This window comes from Solimonas flava DSM 18980 (assembly GCF_000426685.1).
GTDB classification, from domain to species: Bacteria; Pseudomonadota; Gammaproteobacteria; order Nevskiales; family Nevskiaceae; genus Solimonas; species Solimonas flava.
On the sequence record NZ_AUFV01000017.1, the window covers coordinates 13858 to 35406 of the forward strand.

Annotated in this window: 19 protein-coding genes; 9 read left to right on the top strand and 10 right to left on the bottom strand. The window is 67.1% G+C overall.

The genetic code is table 11. The annotated features are described in order from the left end of the window. Positions 1-60 precede the first annotated feature (60 nt). Positions 61-1323 carry a DEAD/DEAH box helicase gene (locus K343_RS22585; protein WP_043112996.1) on the bottom strand — a complete coding sequence of 421 codons (1263 nt, stop codon included), beginning with the start codon at positions 1321-1323 and terminating at the stop codon, positions 61-63. Between the two features lie 266 nt (positions 1324-1589). Here K343_RS22585 and trxA point away from each other — a divergent pair, with 266 nt between their 5' ends. The 8 genes from trxA (at position 1590) to K343_RS25220 (ending at position 9232) form a co-directional block, all read left to right on the top strand. Continuing rightward, positions 1590-1931: a thioredoxin gene (trxA, locus tag K343_RS0116370; protein ID WP_020649329.1), complete on the top strand. Its 342-nt coding sequence runs from the start codon at positions 1590-1592 to the stop codon at positions 1929-1931. Between the two features lie 302 nt (positions 1932-2233). Continuing rightward, on the top strand, positions 2234-3469 hold the full coding sequence (rho, locus tag K343_RS0116375; RefSeq protein ID WP_245585223.1) for a transcription termination factor Rho: 1236 nt from the start codon (positions 2234-2236) through the stop codon (positions 3467-3469). A 225-nt stretch (positions 3470-3694) separates the two neighbouring features. Further along, a complete protein-coding gene (pilB, locus tag K343_RS0116380; protein ID WP_028008994.1) occupies positions 3695-5428 on the top strand; it encodes a type IV-A pilus assembly ATPase PilB in 1734 nt (577 codons plus the stop codon). 41 nt (positions 5429-5469) lie between these two features. Then, a complete protein-coding gene (locus K343_RS0116385) occupies positions 5470-6690 on the top strand; it encodes a type II secretion system F family protein (RefSeq protein ID WP_028008995.1) in 1221 nt (406 codons plus the stop codon). 12 nt (positions 6691-6702) lie between these two features. Further along, entirely contained in the window at positions 6703-7566 is an 864-nt protein-coding gene (locus tag K343_RS0116390) for a prepilin peptidase (RefSeq protein ID WP_028008996.1), read from the top strand. Next, positions 7566-8228, top strand: coding sequence for a dephospho-CoA kinase (gene coaE, locus K343_RS22590; RefSeq protein ID WP_043112998.1), 663 nt, complete (start codon positions 7566-7568; stop codon positions 8226-8228). The genes K343_RS0116390 and coaE overlap by 1 nt, the downstream gene beginning before the upstream one ends. Before the next feature lie 15 nt (positions 8229-8243). Continuing rightward, positions 8244-9023 carry a cell division protein ZapD gene (zapD, locus tag K343_RS0116400; protein ID WP_245585221.1) on the top strand — a complete coding sequence of 260 codons (780 nt, stop codon included), beginning with the start codon at positions 8244-8246 and terminating at the stop codon, positions 9021-9023. Next, complete coding sequence (locus K343_RS25220; protein WP_043113000.1) at positions 9020-9232, top strand: DNA gyrase inhibitor YacG; 213 nt, start codon at positions 9020-9022, stop codon at positions 9230-9232. The genes zapD and K343_RS25220 overlap by 4 nt, the downstream gene beginning before the upstream one ends. 13 nt (positions 9233-9245) lie before the next feature. Here K343_RS25220 and K343_RS0116410 read toward each other — a convergent pair whose 3' ends face one another. From K343_RS0116410 to K343_RS0116425, 4 genes are all read right to left on the bottom strand, one after another. Beyond that, positions 9246-10238 (bottom strand): Nudix family hydrolase, encoded by a 993-nt coding sequence (locus K343_RS0116410; RefSeq protein WP_211226325.1) that lies wholly within the window; start codon positions 10236-10238, stop codon positions 9246-9248. Between the two features lie 34 nt (positions 10239-10272). Beyond that, complete coding sequence (gene argJ, locus K343_RS0116415; protein ID WP_028008999.1) at positions 10273-11493, bottom strand: bifunctional glutamate N-acetyltransferase/amino-acid acetyltransferase ArgJ; 1221 nt, start codon at positions 11491-11493, stop codon at positions 10273-10275. A gap of 201 nt (positions 11494-11694) precedes the next feature. Then, positions 11695-14460 (bottom strand): preprotein translocase subunit SecA, encoded by a 2766-nt coding sequence (secA, locus tag K343_RS0116420; RefSeq protein ID WP_028009000.1) that lies wholly within the window; start codon positions 14458-14460, stop codon positions 11695-11697. 130 nt (positions 14461-14590) lie between these two features. Continuing rightward, positions 14591-15514, bottom strand: coding sequence for a M23 family metallopeptidase (locus K343_RS0116425; RefSeq protein WP_028009001.1), 924 nt, complete (start codon positions 15512-15514; stop codon positions 14591-14593). 20 nt (positions 15515-15534) lie between these two features. Between K343_RS0116425 and K343_RS0116430 the strand changes: the two genes are divergently transcribed. Next, positions 15535-15846: a hypothetical protein gene (locus K343_RS0116430; protein ID WP_028009002.1), complete on the top strand. Its 312-nt coding sequence runs from the start codon at positions 15535-15537 to the stop codon at positions 15844-15846. A 143-nt stretch (positions 15847-15989) separates the two neighbouring features. On the opposite strand, the gene lpxC is transcribed toward K343_RS0116430, so the two are convergent. From lpxC to K343_RS0116455, 5 genes are all read right to left on the bottom strand, one after another. Beyond that, entirely contained in the window at positions 15990-16913 is a 924-nt protein-coding gene (lpxC, locus tag K343_RS0116435; protein ID WP_028009003.1) for a UDP-3-O-acyl-N-acetylglucosamine deacetylase, read from the bottom strand. A gap of 172 nt (positions 16914-17085) precedes the next feature. Further along, on the bottom strand, positions 17086-18339 hold the full coding sequence (gene ftsZ, locus K343_RS0116440) for a cell division protein FtsZ (RefSeq protein ID WP_245585222.1): 1254 nt from the start codon (positions 18337-18339) through the stop codon (positions 17086-17088). A 233-nt stretch (positions 18340-18572) separates the two neighbouring features. Continuing rightward, positions 18573-19802: a cell division protein FtsA gene (ftsA, locus tag K343_RS0116445; RefSeq protein ID WP_028009005.1), complete on the bottom strand. Its 1230-nt coding sequence runs from the start codon at positions 19800-19802 to the stop codon at positions 18573-18575. A 1-nt stretch (position 19803) separates the two neighbouring features. Next, positions 19804-20571, bottom strand: coding sequence for a cell division protein FtsQ/DivIB (locus K343_RS22600; RefSeq protein WP_051278605.1), 768 nt, complete (start codon positions 20569-20571; stop codon positions 19804-19806). Next, positions 20568-21524 carry a D-alanine--D-alanine ligase gene (locus K343_RS0116455; protein WP_028009006.1) on the bottom strand — a complete coding sequence of 319 codons (957 nt, stop codon included), beginning with the start codon at positions 21522-21524 and terminating at the stop codon, positions 20568-20570. The genes K343_RS22600 and K343_RS0116455 overlap by 4 nt, the downstream gene beginning before the upstream one ends. Between the last annotated feature and the right edge of the window lie 25 nt (positions 21525-21549).

Genomic DNA, 21549 nt, shown 5'->3' on the forward strand with positions numbered 1-21549 from the left:
CCGGAATATATCAACCTTTCCGAGCAAATCAACGGCCGCTCGACGGCAAGCTTGCGACGTTCAGCGCTGCCGGCGCTGCGGACGCCGTCCGCGCCCGCCACCGGGCCCCGAGGACTGGCGGCGCGGCAACGGCTTGGGCGCCACGAAATCGGTGGCGATCAACGCGTGGCCATCCGCCATCAACGGCAGACGGATGCCGATGTACTTCTCGATCTCGGGCAACGAATAGACCCAGGTCTCGCAGCACAGCGAGACCGCGTCGCCGGACGCCCCGGCGCGCGCCGTCCGGCCGATGCGGTGCACGTAGTCCTCCGCGTCCTGCGGCAGATCGAAGTTGACGACGAGATCGACACCCGGGATGTGCAAACCGCGTGCCGCCACGTCGGTGGCGACCAGCACCGGCAGCTTGCCCTGCTTGAAATCCTCGAGCAGGCGCAGGCGTGTGCCCTGCGAGACGTCGCCGGACAGCACGCGCGCGTCGAAACCGTTGGCCTTCAGTGCGCTCTCGACGAGCTCGGCGCCGCGCTTGGTGTTGACGAAGACCAGTGTGCGGAAGGCATTGCGCTGGCGCAGCAGGCCGACCAGGAACGGCAGCTTCTCGTCGTTGGCGACGTGCACCAGCTCCTGGCGCACGCGCTCCGCCGTGACCTGATCGGGCTCGATCTCGATCTTCTGCGGGTTGTTCATGTGCTCGTAGGCAAGCTCGAGCACACGGTGCGAAAGGGTTGCCGAGAACAGATAGTTCTTGCGCTGGTTCGCCGGCGGCATCTTGCGGATCAGATAGCGGATGTCGGCGATGAACCCGAGATCGAACATGCGGTCCGCCTCGTCGAGCACCAGCACCTCGATCTGCTTGAGGTGATAGGTGCCCTGCTTGAAATAGTCGATCAGGCGGCCCGGCGTGCCGATCAGGATGTCGATGCCGGCCTCGATGCTCTGCCGCTGCTGTTCGTAGCCGGCGCCGCCGTAGCAGACCGTCATGCGCAGGCCGGTCTGGCTGCCGAGTCCGAGCGCGTCGTTGTAGATCTGCACCGCCAGCTCTCGCGTCGGCGCGAGAATGAAGGCACGCGGCTGGTTCGGATCGTCGCCCTCGGCGCGCGGATGCGTCAGCAGATGATTCATCGTCGCCAGCAGGAACGCCGCCGACTTGCCCGTACCGGTCTGCGCCTGGCCGGCCAGATCCTCGCCGGCGAGCGCCTTCGGCAGCGCCTGCGCCTGGATCGGCGTGCAATGGGTGTAGCCCAGCTGCTGCAGGCTCGCCTGCAGGCTCGGATGCAGCGGCAGATCGGCGAACCGCGTCGGGGAAAGATGGTCAGGTTGCATTCAATTCAGCGTTCGGTGGTATATCGCGGCGGATGATCGGCTCTTGCAAGGCGCAAAGGATTCAGATCAAATAACGTTCATCAATGGCCCGGCAGTGAATTTAGACCGCTTGCTGCATCCGGCCCGCGTTATTTCCCCGTCGTTCAAAGATTAATCATAACGGTCCGCCGCCGATTTTGCGCGGCCCGAACCGCTGAAAACCACCCCCACTTCCGGAGCGTGCGGGCGTTTTCCCGCTCTACCTTCTCATTTGCCGAGGCTCTTCCATGAGTGAACATATCTCCGCCGTCACCGACGCCAGCTTCGAGCAGGACGTCAAGCTCGCCAGCCAGACCCAGCCGGTCCTCGTCGATTTCTGGGCGGAGTGGTGCGGTCCGTGCCGCATGATCGCGCCGATCCTCGACCAGGTCGCCGCCGAAAATGCCGGCAAGCTCAAGGTCGTCAAGCTCAACGTCGACGAGAACCCGCAGACGCCGGCCGCACTGGGCATTCGCGGCATCCCGACGCTGATTCTCTTCAAGAACGGCGCGCCGGCCGCGACGCAGGTCGGCGCCGTGCACAAGGCGCAGCTCGCCGCCTTCGTCGCCCCCCACATCACCGTCGCGTAACCAGCAAACCCCTTATGAAGCATCGTCGTCGTTTCCAGCGTGGCCAGAACCGCCAGGGCAACCAGGGCAATCACAACCCGAACGCCAACATGGGGTTCCCGGAGGACATCCAGCCGGAGGACGTGGAAGGCGGCGACGAGGGCCTGGCGCTATCGCTGAGCGCCGAGGCGCATGCCGACCAGCCGCGCATGCCGGCGCCGCAGATGTCGGACGACGAAGAGGCCGGCGGCGCGAACGGCACCGCCGTTCCGCAGGCGCCGCCGGAGCCGCCGAAGGTCATCCGCGTCCCCGATCTGAAGCGCATGACGGCGTCCGAGCTGCTCGAACTCGCCGAGTCGCAGGGTCTGGAGAACATCGCCCGCGTCAAGAAGCAGGATCTGATCTTCCAGCTGCTGCGCCACTCGGCGAAGCGCGGCGATCACATTTATACGGAAGGCGTGCTGGAAATCATGCAGGACGGCTACGGCTTCCTGCGCGGCCCCGACAGCTCGTACCTCGCCGGCCCTGATGACGTCTACATCTCGCCGAGCCAGATCCGCCGCTTCTCGCTGCGCACCGGCGACTCGATCGCCGGACGCGTGCGCTCGCCGAAGGACAACGAGCGCTACTTCGCGCTGCTCAAGGTCGACACGATCAACTTCGAGCCGCCGGAAGTTTCCAAGCGCAAGGTCTCGTTCGAGAACCTGACGCCGCTGTTCGCCGACAAGCAGTACAAGATGGAGCGCGGCAACGGCACGACCGAGGACATCACCGCCCGCATCATCGATCTGGTCGCGCCGTTCGGCAAAGGCCAGCGCGGCCTGATCGTCTCGCCGCCGAAGGCCGGCAAGACGATCATGATGCAGAACATCGCGCAGTCGCTGGCGGCGAACTATCCGGACGTGTATCTCATCGTGCTGCTGATCGACGAGCGTCCGGAAGAAGTCACCGACATGCAGCGCACGGTGCGCGGCGAAGTCGTGGCCTCGACCTTCGACGAACCGGCCTCGCGTCATGTGCAGGTCGCCGAAATGGTGATCGAAAAGGCCAAGCGCCTCGTCGAACACAAGCGCGACGTGGTGATCCTGCTCGACTCGATCACGCGTCTGGCCCGCGCCTACAACACCGTCGCGCCGAGCTCGGGCAAGGTCCTGACCGGCGGCGTCGACGCCAACGCCCTGCAGAAGCCGAAGCGCTTCTTCGGCGCCGCGCGCAACATCGAGGAAGGCGGTTCGCTGACCATCCTCGCCTCGGCGCTGGTCGACACCGGCTCGAAGATGGACGAAGTCATCTACGAGGAGTTCAAGGGCACCGGCAACATGGAACTGCATCTCGAGCGTCGCATCGCCGAGAAGCGCGTGTTCCCGGCGATCAACATCAACCGTTCGGGCACGCGCAAGGAAGAGCTGATGATGGATCCGGTCGACCTCAACAAGGTCTGGATCCTGCGCAAGCTGCTGCACGACATGGACGAAATCGCGGCGATGGAGCTCTTGATCGACCGCATGCGCCAGTCCAAGACCAACGCGGCGTTCTTCGACTCGATGAAGCGCAACTAGCGCGTGCGCTGCCTGCACGCGGCCGGAAGCGATCGCGGCGCGGCCGCGGGTCCGGTATCGAACGGGCGGAGCAATCCGCCCGTTCGCGTTTGGCCCATGCAGGATGCGTTCCCGACCAACGGTGGCAGGCGCGGTCACGTAAGCGGGCGTCCCTGCATTGACGCCCGACATGGCGCCCCCCTACATTTCTGCGATCCGTATCACTTTCCGCACGCCTGACCCTCCATGGCTATCGGCACCGCACCTCCGGCCAACCCGGTCTTCCTCGGAGGACTGGCCCGTCGTCTGGTGGCCGACAAGCTGATCAGCGACGAGCAGGCCCGCGAGGCGCAGCAGCGGGCGCTGAAGAACAGCATTCCCTTCGTCTCCGCGCTGCTCGAAAGCAAGACGCTGTCGGCGCAGAAGATCGCCGAAGCCGCCAGCATCGAGTTCGGCGCGCCGCTGATCGACCTGACCGCGATCGAGATCGACCCGGCCGTCGCCCGCGAGGTCAGCGACAAGGTCCTGCGCAAGGTGCACGCGCTGCCGCTGTTCAAACGCGGCCGCAAGACTTTCGTCGCGGTCTCCGACCCGACCAATCTGCAGGCGCTCGACGAGATCAAGTTCGCGACCGGCAACATGACCGAGGCGGTCCTCGTCGAAGAGGACAAGCTGGTCAAGGCGCTGGAATCGGCGATCCAGGCGGCCGAGTCGCAGAAGATGGACCTCGGCGATGCCGACCTCGAGAATCTCGAGATCGAGGGCGGCGACGAAGAGGTGACCGTCGACGTCACCAAGGCGGACGCCGACGACGCGCCGATCGTCCGCTACGTCAACAAGATCTTCGTCGACGCCATCAACATCGGCGCGTCCGACGTCCACTTCGAGCCGTACGAGAAGACCTACCGCATCCGCTACCGCAAGGACGGCGAGCTCAAGACCATCGCCACGCCGCCGCAGGCGATGGCCGGCCGCCTCGCCGCGCGCGTCAAGGTCATGTCGCGCCTGGACCTCGCCGAGCGCCGCGTGCCGCAGGACGGCCGCATCAAGCTGTACATCTCGAAGACCAAGGCCATCGACTTCCGCGTCAGCACCTGCCCGACACTGTTCGGCGAGAAGATCTGCTGCCGTATTCTCGATCCCTCGCAGGCCCAGCTCGGCATCGACGCGCTCGGCTACGAAGCCGAGCAGAAAGACGCCTACATGAAGGCGCTGGCGCAGCCGCAGGGCATGATCCTCGTCACCGGGCCGACCGGCTCGGGCAAGACGGTGTCGCTGTACACCGGCCTGAACATCCTCAATACCGACGACATCAACATCTCGACGGCCGAGGACCCGGCGGAAATCAATCTGCCGGGCATCAATCAGGTCAACGTCAATCCGCGCGTGGGCCTGACGTTCGCGGCGGCGCTGAAGGCCTTTCTGCGCCAGGACCCGGACGTCATCATGGTCGGCGAAATCCGCGACCTGGAGACGGCCGAGATCGCGATCAAGGCGGCGCAGACCGGTCACCTGGTGCTGTCGACCCTGCATACCAACGACGCGCCGCAGACCATTGTGCGCCTGATGAACATGGGCGTGCCGGCGTACAACATCGCCTCGACGCTGTCGCTGATCATCGCCCAGCGCCTCGCCCGCAAGCTCTGCCAGCACTGCAAGCGCGAAGCGAACATTCCGCGCGCCGAACTCATCCGCCAGGGCTTCAGCGAGGCGGATATCGACGCGCCGGACTTCCGGATCTTCGAGGCGGTCGGCTGCGATCAGTGCGACCACGGCTACAAGGGCCGCACCGGCATCTATCAGGTGATGCCGTTCTCCCACGAAATGGGGCGCATCATCATGGAGGGCGGCAGCGCCCTCGAACTGGCCGCTCAAGCGGAAAGGGAAGGCGTTGCCGACCTGCGTGCCTCGGCACTGCGCAAGGTCAGGAACGGCGCCATCGACCTGCTGCAGGCCAATGCCTGCACGGTCGGCGACTAGCAGCGGTATGGGCGGGATTCTGGACGTTTAGGGGGCGGTAGATGGCGGACGCAGCGGCAGTCAAGGAATACACCTTCCGCTGGGAGGGCACCGATCGCAAGGGCAATCGCATCAAGGGCGACCGCATCGGTCCGAGCGAGCATTTCATCCGCCTGCAGCTGCGCCGTGACGGCATCAATCCGATCTTCGTGCGCAAGCAGTCCTCGCTGTTCGGCAAGCGCAAGAAAAAGATCGCCAGCAGCGACATCGCCATCTTCATGCGCCAGATGGCGACGATGATGGCGGCCGGCGTGCCGCTGGTGCAGTCGCTGGAGATCGTCGGCCGCGGCCACGAGAACCCGAGCCTCGGCGAGATGATCATGGCGATCAAGGTCAACATCGAAAGCGGCCACTCGTTCGCCGAGAGTCTCGGCAAGTTCCCGCTGTATTTCGACGATCTGGTCGTCAACCTGGTCGAAGCCGGCGAGAAGTCGGGCACCCTCGAAGCCCTGCTCGACAAGATCGCCACGTACAAGGAAAAGACCGAGGCGATCAAGAAGAAGGTCAAGAAGGCGCTGACCTACCCGGCCGCGGTCGTCGTCGTCGCCTTCATCGTCACCGGCATCCTGTTGTACTTCGTGGTGCCGCAGTTCCAGAGCCTGTTCCAGGGCTTCGGCGCCGACCTGCCGGCCTTCACGCTGATGGTGATCGGCCTGTCGAACTTCGTGCAGTCGTACTGGTGGATGATCCTCGGCGTGGTCGGCGGCGGCTTCTATGCGCTGTTCGAGGCCAAGCGCCGATCGGCGAAATTCCGGCGCCTGCTCGACCGCCTGCTGCTGAAGATTCCGGTGGTCGGCGACATCCTCTACAAGTCTGCCGTCGCGCGCTTCGCGCGCACGCTGTCGACCATGTTCGCGGCCGGCGTACCGCTCGTCGAGGCGATGGAATCGGTCGGCAAGGCCGCCGGCAACATCGTCTTCACCGAGGCGATCCTGCGCATGAAGGATCAGGTCGCGACCGGCCAGCAACTGAACTTCACGATGCAGCAGTCGAGCCTGTTCCCGAACATGGCGACGCAGATGGTGCAGATCGGCGAGGAATCCGGCTCGCTCGACGCGATGTGCGCGAAAGTCGCCGACTTCTACGAAGCTGAGGTCGACGCGCTGGTCGACGCACTGTCGAGCCTGCTCGAGCCGATGATCATGGCCACGCTCGGCGTACTCGTCGGCGGCCTGGTCATTGCCATGTACCTGCCGATCTTCAAGCTCGGCCAAGCCATCTGAACTGAGCGTCTCATGACCCTGCTCGACGGGCTGCGCAGCAGCCCCGCCCTGCTGATTTCGCTCACGGCGCTGCTCGGCCTGATCGTCGGCAGCTTTCTCAACGTCGTCATCTACCGCCTGCCGCGCATGATGGAACGGGCGTGGAAGCGTGATGCCCGCGAGGCGCTCGAACTGCCCGCGCTCGACGAGCCGCCGTTCTCACTGCTGCGCCCCGCGTCTTGCTGTCCGTCGTGCGGCACGCCGATCAAGCCGTGGCACAACGTGCCGCTGTTCGGCTGGCTGTTCCTGCGCGGCCGCTGCGCCGCCTGCGGCACCGCGATTCCGGCGCAGTATCCGCTGGTCGAACTCGCCGCCGGCGTGATGGCCGGCGTCTGCGCCTGGCACTTCGGCTACGGGCCGCAGCTGCCCGCCGCGCTGGCCCTCAGCTGGACGCTGCTCGCGCTCGCCGTCATCGACCTGCGCACGCAGCTGCTGCCGGACGACCTGACGCTGCCGCTGCTGTGGCTCGGCCTGCTGCTCGCGCTGTTCCCGGTCTTCGCCGACCTGCGTGACGCGGTGATCGGCGCGATGGCCGGCTATCTGGTGCTGTGGTCGATCTACTGGCTGTTCAAGCTGACGACCGGCAAGGAAGGCATGGGCTACGGCGACTTCAAGCTGCTCGCCGCGCTCGGCGCCTGGCTCGGCTGGCAGGCGCTGCCGACGATCGTCCTGCTGTCCTCGGTGGTCGGCGCCGTCGTCGGCATCGGCCTGGTCCTGTTCCGCCGGCACGATCGCCAGATCCCGATTCCATTCGGTCCGTATCTGGCGGCCGCCGGCTGGCTGGCGCTGCTGTACGGCCAGGACTTGAGCCAGCTCTACCTGCAGAGCCTGCGCTGATGCCACTGACGATCGGCCTGACCGGCGGCATCGCCAGCGGCAAATCGCTGGTGCAATCGCTGTTCGAAGGGCTCGGCGTGCCCGTGCTCGACGCCGATCGCGTGGCCCGCGAGGTCGTCGCCGTCGGCACGCCGGGTCTCGCCGAGATCGCACAGACCTTCGGCGCCGGCTTCCTGCTGCCCGACGGGGAACTCGACCGGCGCCGGATGCGCGAGCACGTATTCGCCGATCCGTCCGCCCTCAAGCGACTCGAAGCGATCACGCATCCGCGCATCCGCGAGCGCATGCGCGCCTGGCGCAGCGCGCAGACGGCACCGTACTGCATGCTCAGCGTGGCGATCCTGCTCGAAGCGAAAATGCAGGACCTCGTCGACCGCGTCCTGCTGGTCGACGCGCCGGTCGAGGTGCAGCTCACCCGCCTGACGCAGCGCGACGGCATCGACGAAACGCTCGCGCGGCGCATGCTCGCCGCGCAGCTCGACCGCGAAGCGCGCCTCGCCGCCGCGCACGACGTGCTGGTCAACGCCGGCGACATCGCGACGACGCAAGCCGCCGTCGCCGAATTTCATGCCTATTACCTGCGACTCGCCGCCGCCGGCGAGGCCTCGGCGCCCGGCCTGCGTTTGCCGCGCACTGAGAACTCGTTCACAATCAAAATTTAGACGTCAAGCCCGCAAGTGAGCGAAGGAGCCGTGGCCGATCTGGTGTTCGAGCAACCGCTGAGCGAGCGGGTGCGCACCTTTTTGCGTCTCGAGCTGCTGTTTGCGCAATACCGGCACCATCGCCGCGACCGCAGCACCTGCGGCACGCGCTCGGCGCTGGATTCGCTGCTCGATCTGCTGGTCGTGATCTCACGCTCCGACCTGAAGAACGACATCCTCAAGGAGCTGACGGATCAGTATCACCACCTGACGCGGCTCGCGGCCCGTCCGAGCGTCGATCAGGAGCGCCTCAAGGGCGTGCTCGCCGACATCACCGAGGCGCTCAACGAGCTGCAGCAGCTCGCCACGCAGTTCGCCAATTCGCTGCTGCGCGGCAGCGACTTTCTGACCAGCATTCTCAACCGCTCGACGATTCCCGGCGGCACCTGCGGCTTCGACCTGCCGCACTACCATTGGTGGCTGTCGCAGCCGCGCGAGCGCACCGACCGCGACCTCGATGCCTGGTTCGCCGATCTCGCGCCGTTCGAGCGCGCGGTCACGCTGTACCTGAAGCTGCTGCGCGCCAGCGTGCCGGCGGATCCGGTCGTCGCGCAGAACGGGATCTACCTGCACACGCCCACCGGCCCCTGCCTGCTGGTGCGCGTGATCGTCCCGGCGGGCGCCGGCGTCTACCCGGAAATCAGCGCCGGCCGGCATCGCTTCACGGTCCGCTTCATGGGCATGCGCGAGATCGACAGCCGCGCCCAGCAGGCGCATGCGGACATCGGCTTCCAGCTGCAGTGCTGCAACCTGTGAAGAACCCGCAAGACCCCGCCGCCCGCCCCTACCGCATCGGCTCCTGCCCGCAGTGCGGCCAGTCGGTACGCCTCGACGAGAGCAACCCCTGGCGCCCGTTCTGCTCGGAACGCTGCAAGCTGCTCGACCTCGGCGACTGGTTCGCCGGACGCTACGGCATTCCGAGCGACGACCCGACCCCGCACCATCGCGATCCGGACGGCGACTGACGCACTCGGCCAGCTAGGCTGACCAGTAGGCGCGGATCGCGGCCACGCCTTGGGCATAGTGCGCCTGCACCGTGTCCAGATCGCGCGGCCCGAGGCCGCCGAGCCAGTACACCGGCAGATTGGCGGCCTGCGTCCAGGCCGCCGCCGTCAGCTCACCGAGGCCGCCCGCCGCCGGATGCGTCGGCGTCGAGCGCACCGGCCCGAGCACCGCCGCATCGAAGCCCAGTTCGCGCGCTCGCGCGAGTTCCGCAGGACTGTGCGCGGAGGCCAGGCACAGTGGCCCCGCCGGCCGCGTCGACAGCGCCGCCAGGCGCCCGCTGTCGGCATGCCAGCCGGCGGCGCCGAGCCGCCCGACCATGTCCGGATCGCGATCGAGCACGACGCGCAATGCCGTACCGGCCTTGTCCGCCGCGGCAAGCACGCGGCCCGCCAGCGCCGCGTACGCCGCGTCGTCGAGCGCCGGCAAGCGCAAGCGCAGCAACGCGCCACGCGGCAGCTGCGGCAGGCGCGCGAGCAGCGCCGCTTCGCCGATGTCCGGCGGCGTGAACACGTAGTGGGCCGGCAGGCGCAGCGCCGACAGGATCGGCCCGTCGGCGGCGAGGATGGGATAGTCGTCGATCTCGTCGAGGCGCACCCAGGCAAAGGCCTGCTGCTCGCGCCCCTGCGGCTCGCCGTCCCAGACGCTCGCCAGCCAGCAATCCAGCTCGACGGTGCGCTCGCGATAGGCGTGCACGACCTTGATCAGCGGCCGGGCAACGCGCACCGTCACGCCGAGCTCCTCTTCAAGCTCCCGCACCAGCGCCGCGCGCGCGGTCTCGCCCGCCTCGATCTTGCCGCCCGGGAATTCCCACTGCCCCGCGGCGATCTTGCCGTGCGGACGCTGCGCGATCAGCACGCGGCCGTCGCCGTCGATCAGACACCCGGCCGCGACCGCGATCCGCGGACGCTGCGCCACGGCCTGCGGCGCGTCGCCGGCAACGGTGGACCCGACGGTCGGTTCGCTCACCGCGATGCGATCCGTGCAGGCATCGGCACGTGCCTCAAGTCCGGTACTCGGCGTTGATCTTCACGTACTCGTAGCTGAAATCGCAGGTCCACAAGCGCGCCTGCGCGTCACCGCGACCGAGCCCGACGCGAATCGTGAACTCGGGCCGCGCGACGATTGCGGCGCCGCGCTCCTCGCGATAGTCGGGATGCGGCTCGCCGCCTTCAAGCAGCACGACATCGTCGAGCGCCACGCCGACCCGCGCCGGGTCCAGCCCCTCGACGCCGGCCTTGCCGATCGCCATGACGATGCGCCCCCAGTTGGCGTCACCGGCGAACATCGCGGTCTTGACCAGCGGCGAGTTGGCGATCGCATAACCGACCTGGCGCGCTTCGGCGACGTCGCGCGCACCGCCGACCTCGATCGTGATGAAACGCGTCGCGCCTTCACCGTCGCGCACGACGCATTGCGCCAGCTCGATGCAGACCTCGCGAATGGCGGCGCTGACGAGTGCGTAGTCGGCGTCGCCGATGCCGATCTCGCGCGTGCCGACCTGCGCGGTCGCGCACAGCACACAGGAGTCGTTCGTCGACGTGTCGCTGTCGACCGTCACGCAATTGAACGATTCGTCGACGGCAGCGCGCAGCGCCGCGTCGGTCGCCGCCGGCGTCAGGCGCGCATCGGTGGCGACGAACGCCAGCATCGTCGCCATGTGCGGCTCGATCATGCCGACGCCCTTGGCGATGCCGGTCACGGTGACGTCGCCTTGCGAAGTCGCGACGCGACGGCTCGCGCCCTTCGAGACCGTGTCCGTGGTCATGATCGTGCGCGCGGCCGCCGCCCAGGCACCGGCCGCGAGATCGGCGGCGGCTTTCGGCACCGCCGCAAGCATGCGCTCGAGCGGCAGGCGCTGGCCGATCACGCCGGTCGAGAACGGCAGGACCTGCTGCGGCGCGCAGCCGAGTGCGGCGGCAACGGCGGCCGTCGTCCGGCGTGCGTCCTCCAGCCCGGCGCTGCCGGTCGCCGCATTGGCGTTGCCGGCGTTGACGAGCAGCGCACGAATCGCCGACGTCGCCTTCAGCGACTCGCGGCATAGCTGCACCGGCGCGGCCGCGAAGGCGTTGCGCGTAAACACACCGGCGACGCAGCTGCCCTCGGCGAGCTCGATCAGCAGCAGGTCGTTGCGGCCTGGCTTCTTGATCGCCGCTTCGGCGACGCCGAGACGCACGCCGGTGACCGGCAGCAGGTTCGTGGGTTCGGACAGATTGACGGCCATGTTTGGTTTCGCGGCAGAAAGAATGAAGGCGCCTCGAAGGCGCCTTGCATATTTTGCGTTGCCCGACCCCGACAAGCCAGCCGCCGCACGGCTGTCGCGAGGAGCAGGGCCGAAGCTACGCATCCGGGGCATGGCCGTACAGAAATACGGCGAGCGCGGACGGGCGCGGGACCGGTCCGCGCTGCAGACGAATGCGCGGGCCTAGACGAGCGCGCCGTGGCAGTGCTTGAACTTCTTGCCGCTGCCGCAGGGGCAGGGATCGTTGCGGCCGACCTTGGGCATGTCGCGCACGATCGGCGCGCTGCGCTCCACGGCCGCTGCAGCCTCCAGCCGGCGCGGCGCGGCGGCCGGCGCTTCGGCGGCCGCCTCGACCTCATTGCCATCGACGGCAACCGGCGCCGACTCGTGCTGCATCTGCATGCGCTGTTCGAGCAGTTCGGCTTGGCGGCGGCGCTGCTCCTCGACGGCCTGGACCTCGGCCTCGGTCTGGATGCGCACGCGGGCCAGCAGCGTGATGACTTCATGCTTGTAGCGCGCCAGCATGTCGTTGAACATGCCGAAGGCCTCGCGCTTGTACTCCTGCTTCGGATCCTTCTGCGCGTAGCCGCGCAGGTGGATGCCCTGGCGCAGGTAATCCATCGCCGCCAGATGCTCGCGCCAGAGATTGTCGAGCGTCTGCAGCATCGCGGCTTTCTCGAAATGCTCGAGGATCGGCGCGCCGATCTGCGCCTTCTTCGCCTCGTACGCCTCGCGAACCGTGTCGAGCAGGCGCGCGCGCAGACTCTTCTCGTTGAGCTCGCGCTCTTCGTCGAGCCAGGCCTTGATCGGCAGGTCGAGCGCGAAGTCGCGGCGGAACGCCTCCTGCAGCCCTTCGATGTTCCAGGTGTCCTCGATCGACTGCGGCGGGACGTGCGCGTCGATCACGGCGCTGACGACGTCCGGACGAATGGTGTCGACCATGTGCGTGACGCGCTCAGAGTTCATCACCTGGTCGCGCAGCTCGTAGACCGCCTTGCGCTGATCGTTGGCGACGTTGTCGTACTCGAGCAGCTGCTTGCGGATATCGAAGTTGTGCGCCTCGACCTTGCGCTGCGCGGTTTCGATCGCACGCGTCACCCAGCGATGTTCGATCGCCTCGCCTTCCTGCATGCCGAGACCCTGCAGCATCGCGCGCATGCGCGGCGGCGTGAAGATGCGCATCAGCGTGTCGTCGAGCGACAGATAGAACCGCGAGGCGCCCGGATCGCCCTGGCGACCGGAACGGCCGCGCAGCTGGTTGTCGATGCGCCGCGATTCGTGACGCTCCGAGCCGATCACGTACAGGCCACCGGCCTGCAGCACCAGCTCGTGCCGCTGCTTCCAGGCGGAGCGCGCTGCTTCGCGCGCGGCGACGTCCTCCTCCGGAATCTGTGCGAGCTCGGACTCCAGATTGCCGCCGAGCACGATGTCGGTGCCGCGGCCGGCCATGTTGGTCGCGATCGTCACCGCTCCGGGGCGACCGGCCTGCGCGACGATCTCGGCCTCGCGCTCGTGCTGCTTGGCGTTGAGCACCTCGTGGGCGATGCCGTCCTTTTTCAGCAGACCGGACAGCAGTTCCGAGGTCTCGATGCTGGCGGTGCCGACCAGCACCGGCTGCTGCTTGGCGTGCGCCTGGCGGATCTCGCCGATCACCGCCTTGAACTTGTCCTGCGCGTTCATGAACACGAGATCGCCCTGATCCTTGCGCTGCATCGGGCGGTTGGTCGGGATCACGACGACTTCCAGGTTGTAGATGCTCTGGAACTCGAAGGCCTCGGTATCGGCGGTGCCGGTCATGCCGGACAGCTTTTCGTAGAGGCGGAAATAGTTCTGGAAGGTAATGCTGGCGAGCGTCTGGTTTTCCTGCTGGATCTTGACGTTTTCCTTCGCCTCGATCGCCTGATGCAGGCCGTCAGACCAGCGGCGGCCGGGCATCATGCGGCCGGTGAACTCGTCGATGATGATGATCTGGCCGTTGCGGACGATGTACTCGACGTCACGCTTGTACAGCTGGTGAGCGCGCAGCAGCGCGTTCAGATGATGCAGCAGGACGATGTTGGCGGCGTCGTAGAGGCTGTCCTCCTCGCCGAGCAGTCCGCTCGCCCGCATCAGGTCCTCGACCTTCTCGTGACCGGCCTCGGTGAGGTGCACCTGTTTGGCCTTCTCGTCGACCGAGAAATCGCCCGGACCGTCCTCTTCCTGCTGTGCGACCAGCTTCGGGATCAGCGCGTTGATCTTGCGGTACAGCTCCGGGTCGTCGTCGGTCGGACCGCTGATGATCAGTGGCGTGCGGGCCTCGTCGATCAGGATCGAGTCGACCTCGTCGACGATCGCGTAATGATGGCCGCGCTGCACCTTGTCGCCCGGCGAGAACGCCATGTTGTCGCGCAGGTAATCGAAGCCGAGTTCGTTGTTGGTCGCGTAGGTGATGTCGCAGGCGTAAGCCTCGCGCTTTTCCTCGGTGCTCTGCCCGGAGACGATGACGCCGACGCTCAAGCCGAGGAAGCGGAAGATGCGCCCCATCCACTCCGAGTCGCGGCGCGCGAGGTAGTCGTTGACGGTGACGACGTGCACGCCCTTGCCGGGCAGCGCGTTGAGATAGGCCGGCAGCGTGGCGACCAGGGTCTTGCCCTCGCCGGTGCGCATTTCGGCGATCTTGCCTTCATGCAGGATCGCACCGCCGATCAGCTGCACATCGAAATGGCGCATGCCCATGACGCGCTTGCCGGCCTCGCGCACGACCGCGAAGGCGTCGGCACGAATCTGGTCGAGCGTCTCGCCCTTGGCCAGGCGCTCGCGCAGCACCACCGTCTGCTGCACCAGCGTGGCGTCGTCCATCGCCGCGTACTTGGCTTCGAGTGCCGCGACCGCCGCCACCAGCGGGTCGAGTTTCTTCAGGATGCGTTGATTACGGCTCCCGAAGACCCGGGCCAGAACATTGTTGAACATAAGCTCGCTACAGGCGGTAGGACGACGACGCGGGCCGCCGTCCGAATAGGAAATGGCGCGTATTATGCCTTGCTTGGGGCGTCCAGCTGGGTTTCAAGGCTGCCCCGGGCGCTGCGCACGCCTGGCGGCCTCAGCGCGCCGCCTGGATATAGCGCTCCGGGTCGACGGCGGTGCCGTTGTAGAGCACTTCGAAATGCACGTGCGGGCCGGTCGAGCGCCCGGTCGAGCCGATGCGCGCCACGGCCTGGCCGCGCGCGATCTTCTCGCCGACGCGGACCAGGATGGCGCTGTTGTGCCCGTAACGCGTGCTGTAGCCGTTGCCGTGGTTGATCTCGACGAGATTGCCGTAGCCTTCGCTCGGCCCCGCGAACGCCACGATGCCCGCCGCCACCGCCTGCACCTCGGCGCCGGTGCGCCCGGCAAAGTCGATGCCCTGGTGGCGGGCCAGGCGGCCCGTGAACGGATCGGCGCGCGTACCGAACACCGAGCTGATCCAGCCGTTCTCGATCGGCCAGCCGGACGGCCGCACTTCCTTCTGCAGACGACTGGCGACCAGCAGGTCCTCGAGCACGCGGAACTGGCGCTCGCGGTCCGAGAGCTGGCGCTCGTAATTGGTGAGCGACGCGAGGACCGGATCGAAGCTGGTGTCCGCCGGGTTCACTTCGGGACCACCGACCGGCGGCGGCTCGCTGAAATTGAATTCCCCCTCTTCCAGGCCCGCGATCTCGGTCAGGCGCTGGCCGGCCGCGTCGAGGCGCAGCACGTGCGCCTGCAACTGGGCGAGCCGGCGCGACAGCGCGGCGGCGTTCTGCTCGGCTTCGGAACGGGTGGTGCGCAGCGCATGGCGCTGCTGTTCGACTTCCTGCGCCCAGGCCGCGACCAGACGCGGCGGCAACACGCTGGAACCGCCGCGCGTCCAGTAGCCGACCGCGAAGCTGGCGCCGATCAGGAAGAGGCCGGCCAACGCGAAGGGCAGCCAGCCCCATACGTGACGGACATCAAGCCGCAGGCGCCATGTCCGTCCACGCTGGTGGCTGACTACAATAATATCCATCGTTGACGCCGAAGCCCCTCGTGCGCGATCCGCAATCCGTTCAGCAACTGTTGCATCGACTGCCGCAGAAAAGCGGCAACGCCTGGCTTGCCCGGGTGCAGAGCCTGGCCGATATCAATCGCTCCTTGCCGCTGTGGTGCGAAGAGCCTTGGGTCCGTCAGATCCGCATCGCCAACATCCGCGAGCAGACCGTGGTGGTCTTTTCGGCTTCCGCGTCAGCCCTCGTGCCTCTGCGTCATCGCAGCAGCTCGCTGTTGATCTGGCTGAATGACCGCTACCGGATGACCTGCACGCGCGTCGAAACTCGCGTACGCCCCCCGTTCGCGGGCTAGCCCGAGTCTATCGGCCTGCCCCGCAATAGGGCAAGCATCAGGGCAAACGCTCCCGGGCCGTTTTGGCCCAGCAAGAAGCGCGCCGCCCGCTGTAAGCGAATGCGGCGGCCGCTGACGGCAAGGAAACGCGCGCGAGGCGCCGCTCAGGCGGCGGCAGCGAAGCTGCCGCGCACGTAGGCGATCGGCACGTCGGCAGCCTGATCCTCGTACGTGACGATCTCGAACGAAGACATGTCGTCGAGCACGGCGCGCACCAGCTTGTTGTTGAGCGCGTGACCCGACTTGTATGCCGTATAGGCGCCGATGACCGGATGGCCGAGCAGGTAGAGATCGCCGACCGCATCGAGAATCTTGTGCCGGACGAACTCGTCGTCGTAACGCAGGCCATCGTGATTGACGACGCGGAAATCGTCCAGCGCAACGACGTTATCGAGGCTGGCGCCAAGGCCGAGGTTGTTGGCGCGCAGCGTGTCGAGTTCGCGCAGAAAGCCGAAGGTGCGCGCCCGGGACACTTCCTTGACGTAGTTGGCGGTAGAGAACTCGATGACGGCGTTCTGACCCGAGGCCTTGAACACCGGGTGCTTGAAGTCGATGTTGAACGCCAGCCGGAACCCTTCGTAGGGTTCGAAGCGCGCCCATTTGTCGCCGTCCTGCACCTGCACCGGCTGGCGGATGCGCAGGAACTTCTTCGGCGCGTCCTGCTCGTGGATGCCGGCCGACTGGATCAGGAACACGAACGGTCCCGAACTGCCGTCCATGATCGGAATCTCGGCGGCCGACAGCTCGACGACGCAGTTGTCGATGCCCAGACCGGCGAGCGCCGACATCAGGTGCTCGACCGTCATGATCTTCACGCCCGCGTCGTTGACCAGCGTGCTGCACATCACCGCCTCGCGCAGCAGATGGGCCTGGCTCGGAATCTCGACCGGCGGATTCATGTCGGTCCGGCGGAACACGATGCCGGTATCCGGACCCGCCGGCAGCAGCGACATGTAGACCTTGCGGCCCGAGTGGAGACCGATGCCGCTGGCGCGGATCGCCTGCTTCAGAGTGCGTTGACGGACCATAGTCTTCGTTCTGTGCCGGAAAAGGTACTGTGCCCGAAAAGAAAAAGGCGCGGCGCCGGGAAGCGCCGCGCCGCATGGACACGGAAGTTTAACACGCGTTCCCGTACGGCCCCTGAAGGGCGCCGGCGGGACCGGCGCCGCCCCGGACGGTGGGCGGCGCCGCGATCGGCCATCAGTCGGCCTGGTTCCGCAGGAACGCCGGGATGTTGATGATGTCCTCGTCGAGCCCGAGCGGGAACGCGCCGCCGCCGCCCGAAGCGACCTTGCGCTGCTGGCGGTGCACCGCCGGAATGTCGAGCGCCGGCGAACCGATCTGCGGCATCTGCGGCTGGCCATAGGCCGGCTGCGCCGTCTGCCCGTACATCGCCGGCTCGGCCGGGCGGATGAACTGCGCGACGCGCGGATTGACCGCGGCCGCCGGCGCCGGCATCACCTGCGCCTGCTGCTTGGTGCCGTTGAGGCCGGTGGCGACGACCGTCACGCGCAGCTCGCCGTTGAGGTTCGGGTTGATCGACATGCCGACCTTGGCATCGGCCTCGTCGGACGCGATCTCGCCGACGCGCGCGCTGATGTACTCGTATTCCTCGGACAGCAGCGTCTCGTCGCAGGTGACGTTGACGAGCAGGCCGCGGGCGCCATGCAGCTCGATGTCGTCGAGCAGCGGGCTCGACAGCGCCATCTCGACGGCGCGCTGCGCACGATCCTCACCGGTCGCCACGCCGATACCCATCATCGACATGCCGCGGTTCGACATCACCGTCTTGACGTCGGCGAAGTCGACGTTGATGAGGCCCGGACGCGTGATCAGGTCGGAAATGCCCTGCACGGCGTTCTGCAGCACGTCGTTGGCCGCCCTGAAGCAGTTCAGCAGCGTGACCTTCTTCCCGAGCACAAGCGAGAGCTTCTCGTTCGGGATCAGGATCAGCGAGTCGGTGTACTGGCGCAGTTCGTCGATGCCGCGCATCGCCACACCCATGCGCTTCTTGCCTTCGTGCGCGAACGGCTTGGTGACGACCGCAACCGTCAGGATGTTCAGCTCCTTGGCGATCTGCGCGATCACCGGCGCCGCACCGGTGCCGGTGCCGCCGCCCATGCCGGCGGTGACGAACAGCAGGTCGGTGCCCTCGATCATCTCGCGGATGCGATCGCGGTCTTCCTCCGCCGCCTGCCGGCCGACCGCCGGATCGGAGCCGGCGCCGAGGCCGCGCGTGATCTCGACGCCCAGCTGCAGCTGGTTGGTCGGCACGCAGCGCTCGAGATGATCGCGATCGGTGTTGGCGCAGACGAAGTCAACGCCGTCGATCGAAGCCTGCGCCATCTGATTGACGGTATTGCAGCCACCGCCGCCGACGCCGATGACGCGAATGACCGCGCGTCGCCGCTGGCCATCCATCAATTCGAAAATTTCCCGTGTCTGTCCGCTCATGTTCCTGCTCCCGCGCCGCTGGGGCGCTCCTCGTCCGTGTTCACCCGACTCACGCCTCGCGGCGTGCACTGTAGAAGCCCTGCAGACTCGGCCCGCGGATCGTCGTTTTTATATGTAAACATTTCCGCGAAAATAAAATAATAAAAAACTGTGCCAATGTCAATAACAAGACTTCACTTCTCACCACTAATTCACTGCTCTCCAGCAACAGATCCAGGGCGACTCGCGGCCGCTCAGAAACTGCCTTTGATCCACTCGTTGATCCGCGTCAGCCAGTGCCCGACGCCCTGCGTCGGGGCGCTCGCCATCTGCGGCTGGTTCTGGCGCCCGTACATCAGCAGGCCGACCGCCGTCGCGCAGGCCGGGTTGCGCACCACGTCCTTGATGCCCTGCACCTCGTGCGGCAGGCCCAGCCGCACCGGCAGCTCGAAGACTTCCTCGGCGAGCTCGACGACGCCCGGCATCTGCGCCGAACCGCCGGTCAGCACGATTCCGCCCGCCACCAGCTCGTACCAGTCCGAGCGGTGCAGCTCCTTGCGGATGAAGCGGAACAGCTCCTCGTAGCGCGGCTTGATGACTTCGGCCAGCGTCAGGCGCGACAGGCGACGCGCCGGCGCATCGCCGACGCCCTTGACCTCGATCTCCTCGTGCGCGGCCGCGAACTGCGGCAGCGCCACGCCGTAGTGCACCTTCAATTCCTCGGCATACGGCGCCGGCGTGCGGAAGGCGACGCTGATGTCGTTCGTCACCTGGTTGCCGGCGATCGGCAGCACCGCGGTGTGGCGGATGGTGCCGCCGCGGAACACGGCGATATCGGAGGTGCCGCCGCCGATGTCGACCATGCAGACGCCGAGGTCGCGCTCGTCCGGCAGCAGCGTCGCGTAGCTCGACGCCAGGTGCTGCAGGATCAGCTTGTCGACTTTCAGACCGCAGCTCTCGACGCACTTGTAAATGTTCTGCGCCGCGGAAATCGAGCCGGTGACGATGTGCACCTTCGCTTCGAGGCGCACGCCGTGCATGCCGACCGGATCGTGGATGCCTTCGCGGCCGTCGACGACGAACTCCTGCGGAATGACGTGCAGGATCTTCTGGTCGGCGGGAATCGCGATCGCGCGCGCCGCATCCATCACGCTGTCGACGTCGCGCTCGGACACGCTGCCGGCGCGTACCGGCGCCACGCCGGTCGAGTTGAAGCTGCGGATGTGCGTGCCGGAAATGCCGACGTAGACCGACTGCGCGCGGCAGTTGGCCATGTGCTCGGCGTTCTCGACGGCGCGCTTGATCGCCTGCGTGGTCAGCTCGATGTTGACGACGTCGCCGCGGTTCATGCCGCGCGACGCGTGCTCACCGTAGCCCACGATCTCGATGTGGCCTTCCGGCATCTGCTGGCCGACGACGGCCACGCACTTGGACGTGCCGATGTCGATGCCGACGAGCAGGTTGCGCTCTTCGCGGCGTGCCATGTCAGTGGCTCTCCTTCTTCTGTTTCGGCGGCGTGATCCAGCCAACCGAGAATCCATTGGTGTAGCGCAGGTCGACGTACTTCACGTCGGCGATGCGATCCTTGAGCGCGCGCTCGGCGGCGCCGAGCAGCATGTCCGTCTTTTCCTGCGGGTCCTCGCGCCCGAAGCGCAGCTCGACCCCGCCCGCCGTCCGCGCGGTCCATTCGCCGCGCGCGTCCTGCCCCAGTCCCTGCAGCGGAAACGAGGACTGGATCAGGCGGACGCTCAACGCCCGGAACATCTCGGCAACCGTCGCCTCGTGGCCCGTCGGCCCCGACAGCTGCGGCAGGCCGTCCGGCACTTCGCCCGGCGCCGGCCTGAACACGCGCGCATCGGCATCGAGCAGCGCATCGTCGCCCCAGCGCGCGAACGGCACGCGCTCCCAGGCACGCACGCGCACCGTCGCCGGCCAGACGCGCTCGACGCTGGCGCGCGACGTCCACGGCAAGGCCTCGACCGCTTCGCGCACGGCGATCAGATCGAGATCGCCGAAGCGGCGGTCGATCAGCGGCCGCGCCGCCGCGTCGATGTCCGCCAGCTTTAGTCGCGAGAAGCGACCTTCGACCTGCAGGCGCGCGACCGGCTCGCGACTGCCGAATTCGAGCGCGCTCCAGCCGGCGCCGATCACGGCGAGGAACGCGGCGACGCCGAGCGCCAGCATCAGATGCCGGCGCAGCGGGGTGGACTCGAAATCGAAGGCGTCGTCGGCGGTCATGGCGTATGCGGTCATCCGCCCCCCTCGTCCAGCGTGTCTTCGAGGATCGCCCAGCACAGCGACGCGTAATCGATGCCGCGCGCCTTCGCCGCCATCGGCACGAGGCTGTGCGAAGTCATGCCGGGCACGAGGTTGGCCTCGATCAGCCACGGCTGGTCGTCGCCGTCGAGCATGAAGTCGATGCGGCCCCAGGTCTTCGCCCCGAGAATCTCGAACGCGCGCAGGCAGATCGCCTGGACGCGCGCTTCCAGCGCTGCATCGAGACCGCTCGGGCACTCGTAGCGCGTGTTGTCCGACAGGTATTTGGCGTGATAGTCGTAGAACTCGGCGTCCGGAACGATGCGGATCGTCGGCAGCGCCTCGACGCCGAGGATCGCGCAGGTGAATTCGTGACCCGGCTGGCGGCTGGCGACGAAGCGCTCGGCCATCACCACGCGGCCATGCTCGCCACGCGCGAGCTGCCAGGCCTCGCGCAGCTGGGCGGCCGATTTCACCTTGCTGACGCCGACGCTCGAGCCCTCCTCCGACGGCTTGATGATCAGCGGGAAGCCGAAGCGCGCCGCGGCCTCGTCGAGGTCGCCCTCGCGCTCGATCCACAGCCAGTCCGGCGTCGGCAAACCCTCGGCCTTCCACATGCGCTTGGTGCGCAGCTTGTCCATCGCCAGCGCCGAAGCCAGCACGCCGCTGCCGGTATACGGAATGCCCTGCAGTTCGAGCGCCGCCTGCACCGTGCCGTCCTCGCCACCGGTGCCGTGCAGGATGTTGAAGACGCGGTCGTAGCCTTGCGACTTCAGGTTCAGCACGATCTCGGGCGTGGCGTCGACCAGCGTCGCGTCGACGCCGCGGCCGAGCAGCGCGGCATGAATACCCTCGCCGCTCCACAGCGCGACCTGGCGCTCGCTGCTCCAGCCGCCCGCCAGCACGGCGACGCGACCGAAGTCCTTGGGATTGTGGGTCTTCCTAGCCACGCGCGACGCCTCCGGCGGCTCGGCG

What these genes read in the sequence shown, in the direction of transcription:
- K343_RS0116385 (WP_028008995.1), top strand. Translation starts at nt 5,470, where the DNA reads ATGGCGGACGCAGCGGCAGTCAAGGAATACACCTTCCGCTGGGAGGGC.
- pilB (WP_028008994.1), top strand. Translation starts at nt 3,695, where the DNA reads ATGGCTATCGGCACCGCACCTCCGGCCAACCCGGTCTTCCTCGGAGGA.
- K343_RS22585 (WP_043112996.1), bottom strand. Translation starts at nt 1,323, where the DNA reads ATGCAACCTGACCATCTTTCCCCGACGCGGTTCGCCGATCTGCCGCTG.
- rho (WP_245585223.1), top strand. Translation starts at nt 2,234, where the DNA reads ATGACGGCGTCCGAGCTGCTCGAACTCGCCGAGTCGCAGGGTCTGGAG.
- argJ (WP_028008999.1), bottom strand. Translation starts at nt 11,493, where the DNA reads ATGGCCGTCAATCTGTCCGAACCCACGAACCTGCTGCCGGTCACCGGC.
- ftsZ (WP_245585222.1), bottom strand. Translation starts at nt 18,339, where the DNA reads ATGAGCGGACAGACACGGGAAATTTTCGAATTGATGGATGGCCAGCGG.
- ftsA (WP_028009005.1), bottom strand. Translation starts at nt 19,802, where the DNA reads ATGGCACGCCGCGAAGAGCGCAACCTGCTCGTCGGCATCGACATCGGC.
- coaE (WP_043112998.1), top strand. Translation starts at nt 7,566, where the DNA reads ATGCCACTGACGATCGGCCTGACCGGCGGCATCGCCAGCGGCAAATCG.
- K343_RS0116425 (WP_028009001.1), bottom strand. Translation starts at nt 15,514, where the DNA reads ATGGATATTATTGTAGTCAGCCACCAGCGTGGACGGACATGGCGCCTG.
- lpxC (WP_028009003.1), bottom strand. Translation starts at nt 16,913, where the DNA reads ATGGTCCGTCAACGCACTCTGAAGCAGGCGATCCGCGCCAGCGGCATC.
- secA (WP_028009000.1), bottom strand. Translation starts at nt 14,460, where the DNA reads ATGTTCAACAATGTTCTGGCCCGGGTCTTCGGGAGCCGTAATCAACGC.
- K343_RS22600 (WP_051278605.1), bottom strand. Translation starts at nt 20,571, where the DNA reads ATGACCGCATACGCCATGACCGCCGACGACGCCTTCGATTTCGAGTCC.
- K343_RS0116390 (WP_028008996.1), top strand. Translation starts at nt 6,703, where the DNA reads ATGACCCTGCTCGACGGGCTGCGCAGCAGCCCCGCCCTGCTGATTTCG.
- trxA (WP_020649329.1), top strand. Translation starts at nt 1,590, where the DNA reads ATGAGTGAACATATCTCCGCCGTCACCGACGCCAGCTTCGAGCAGGAC.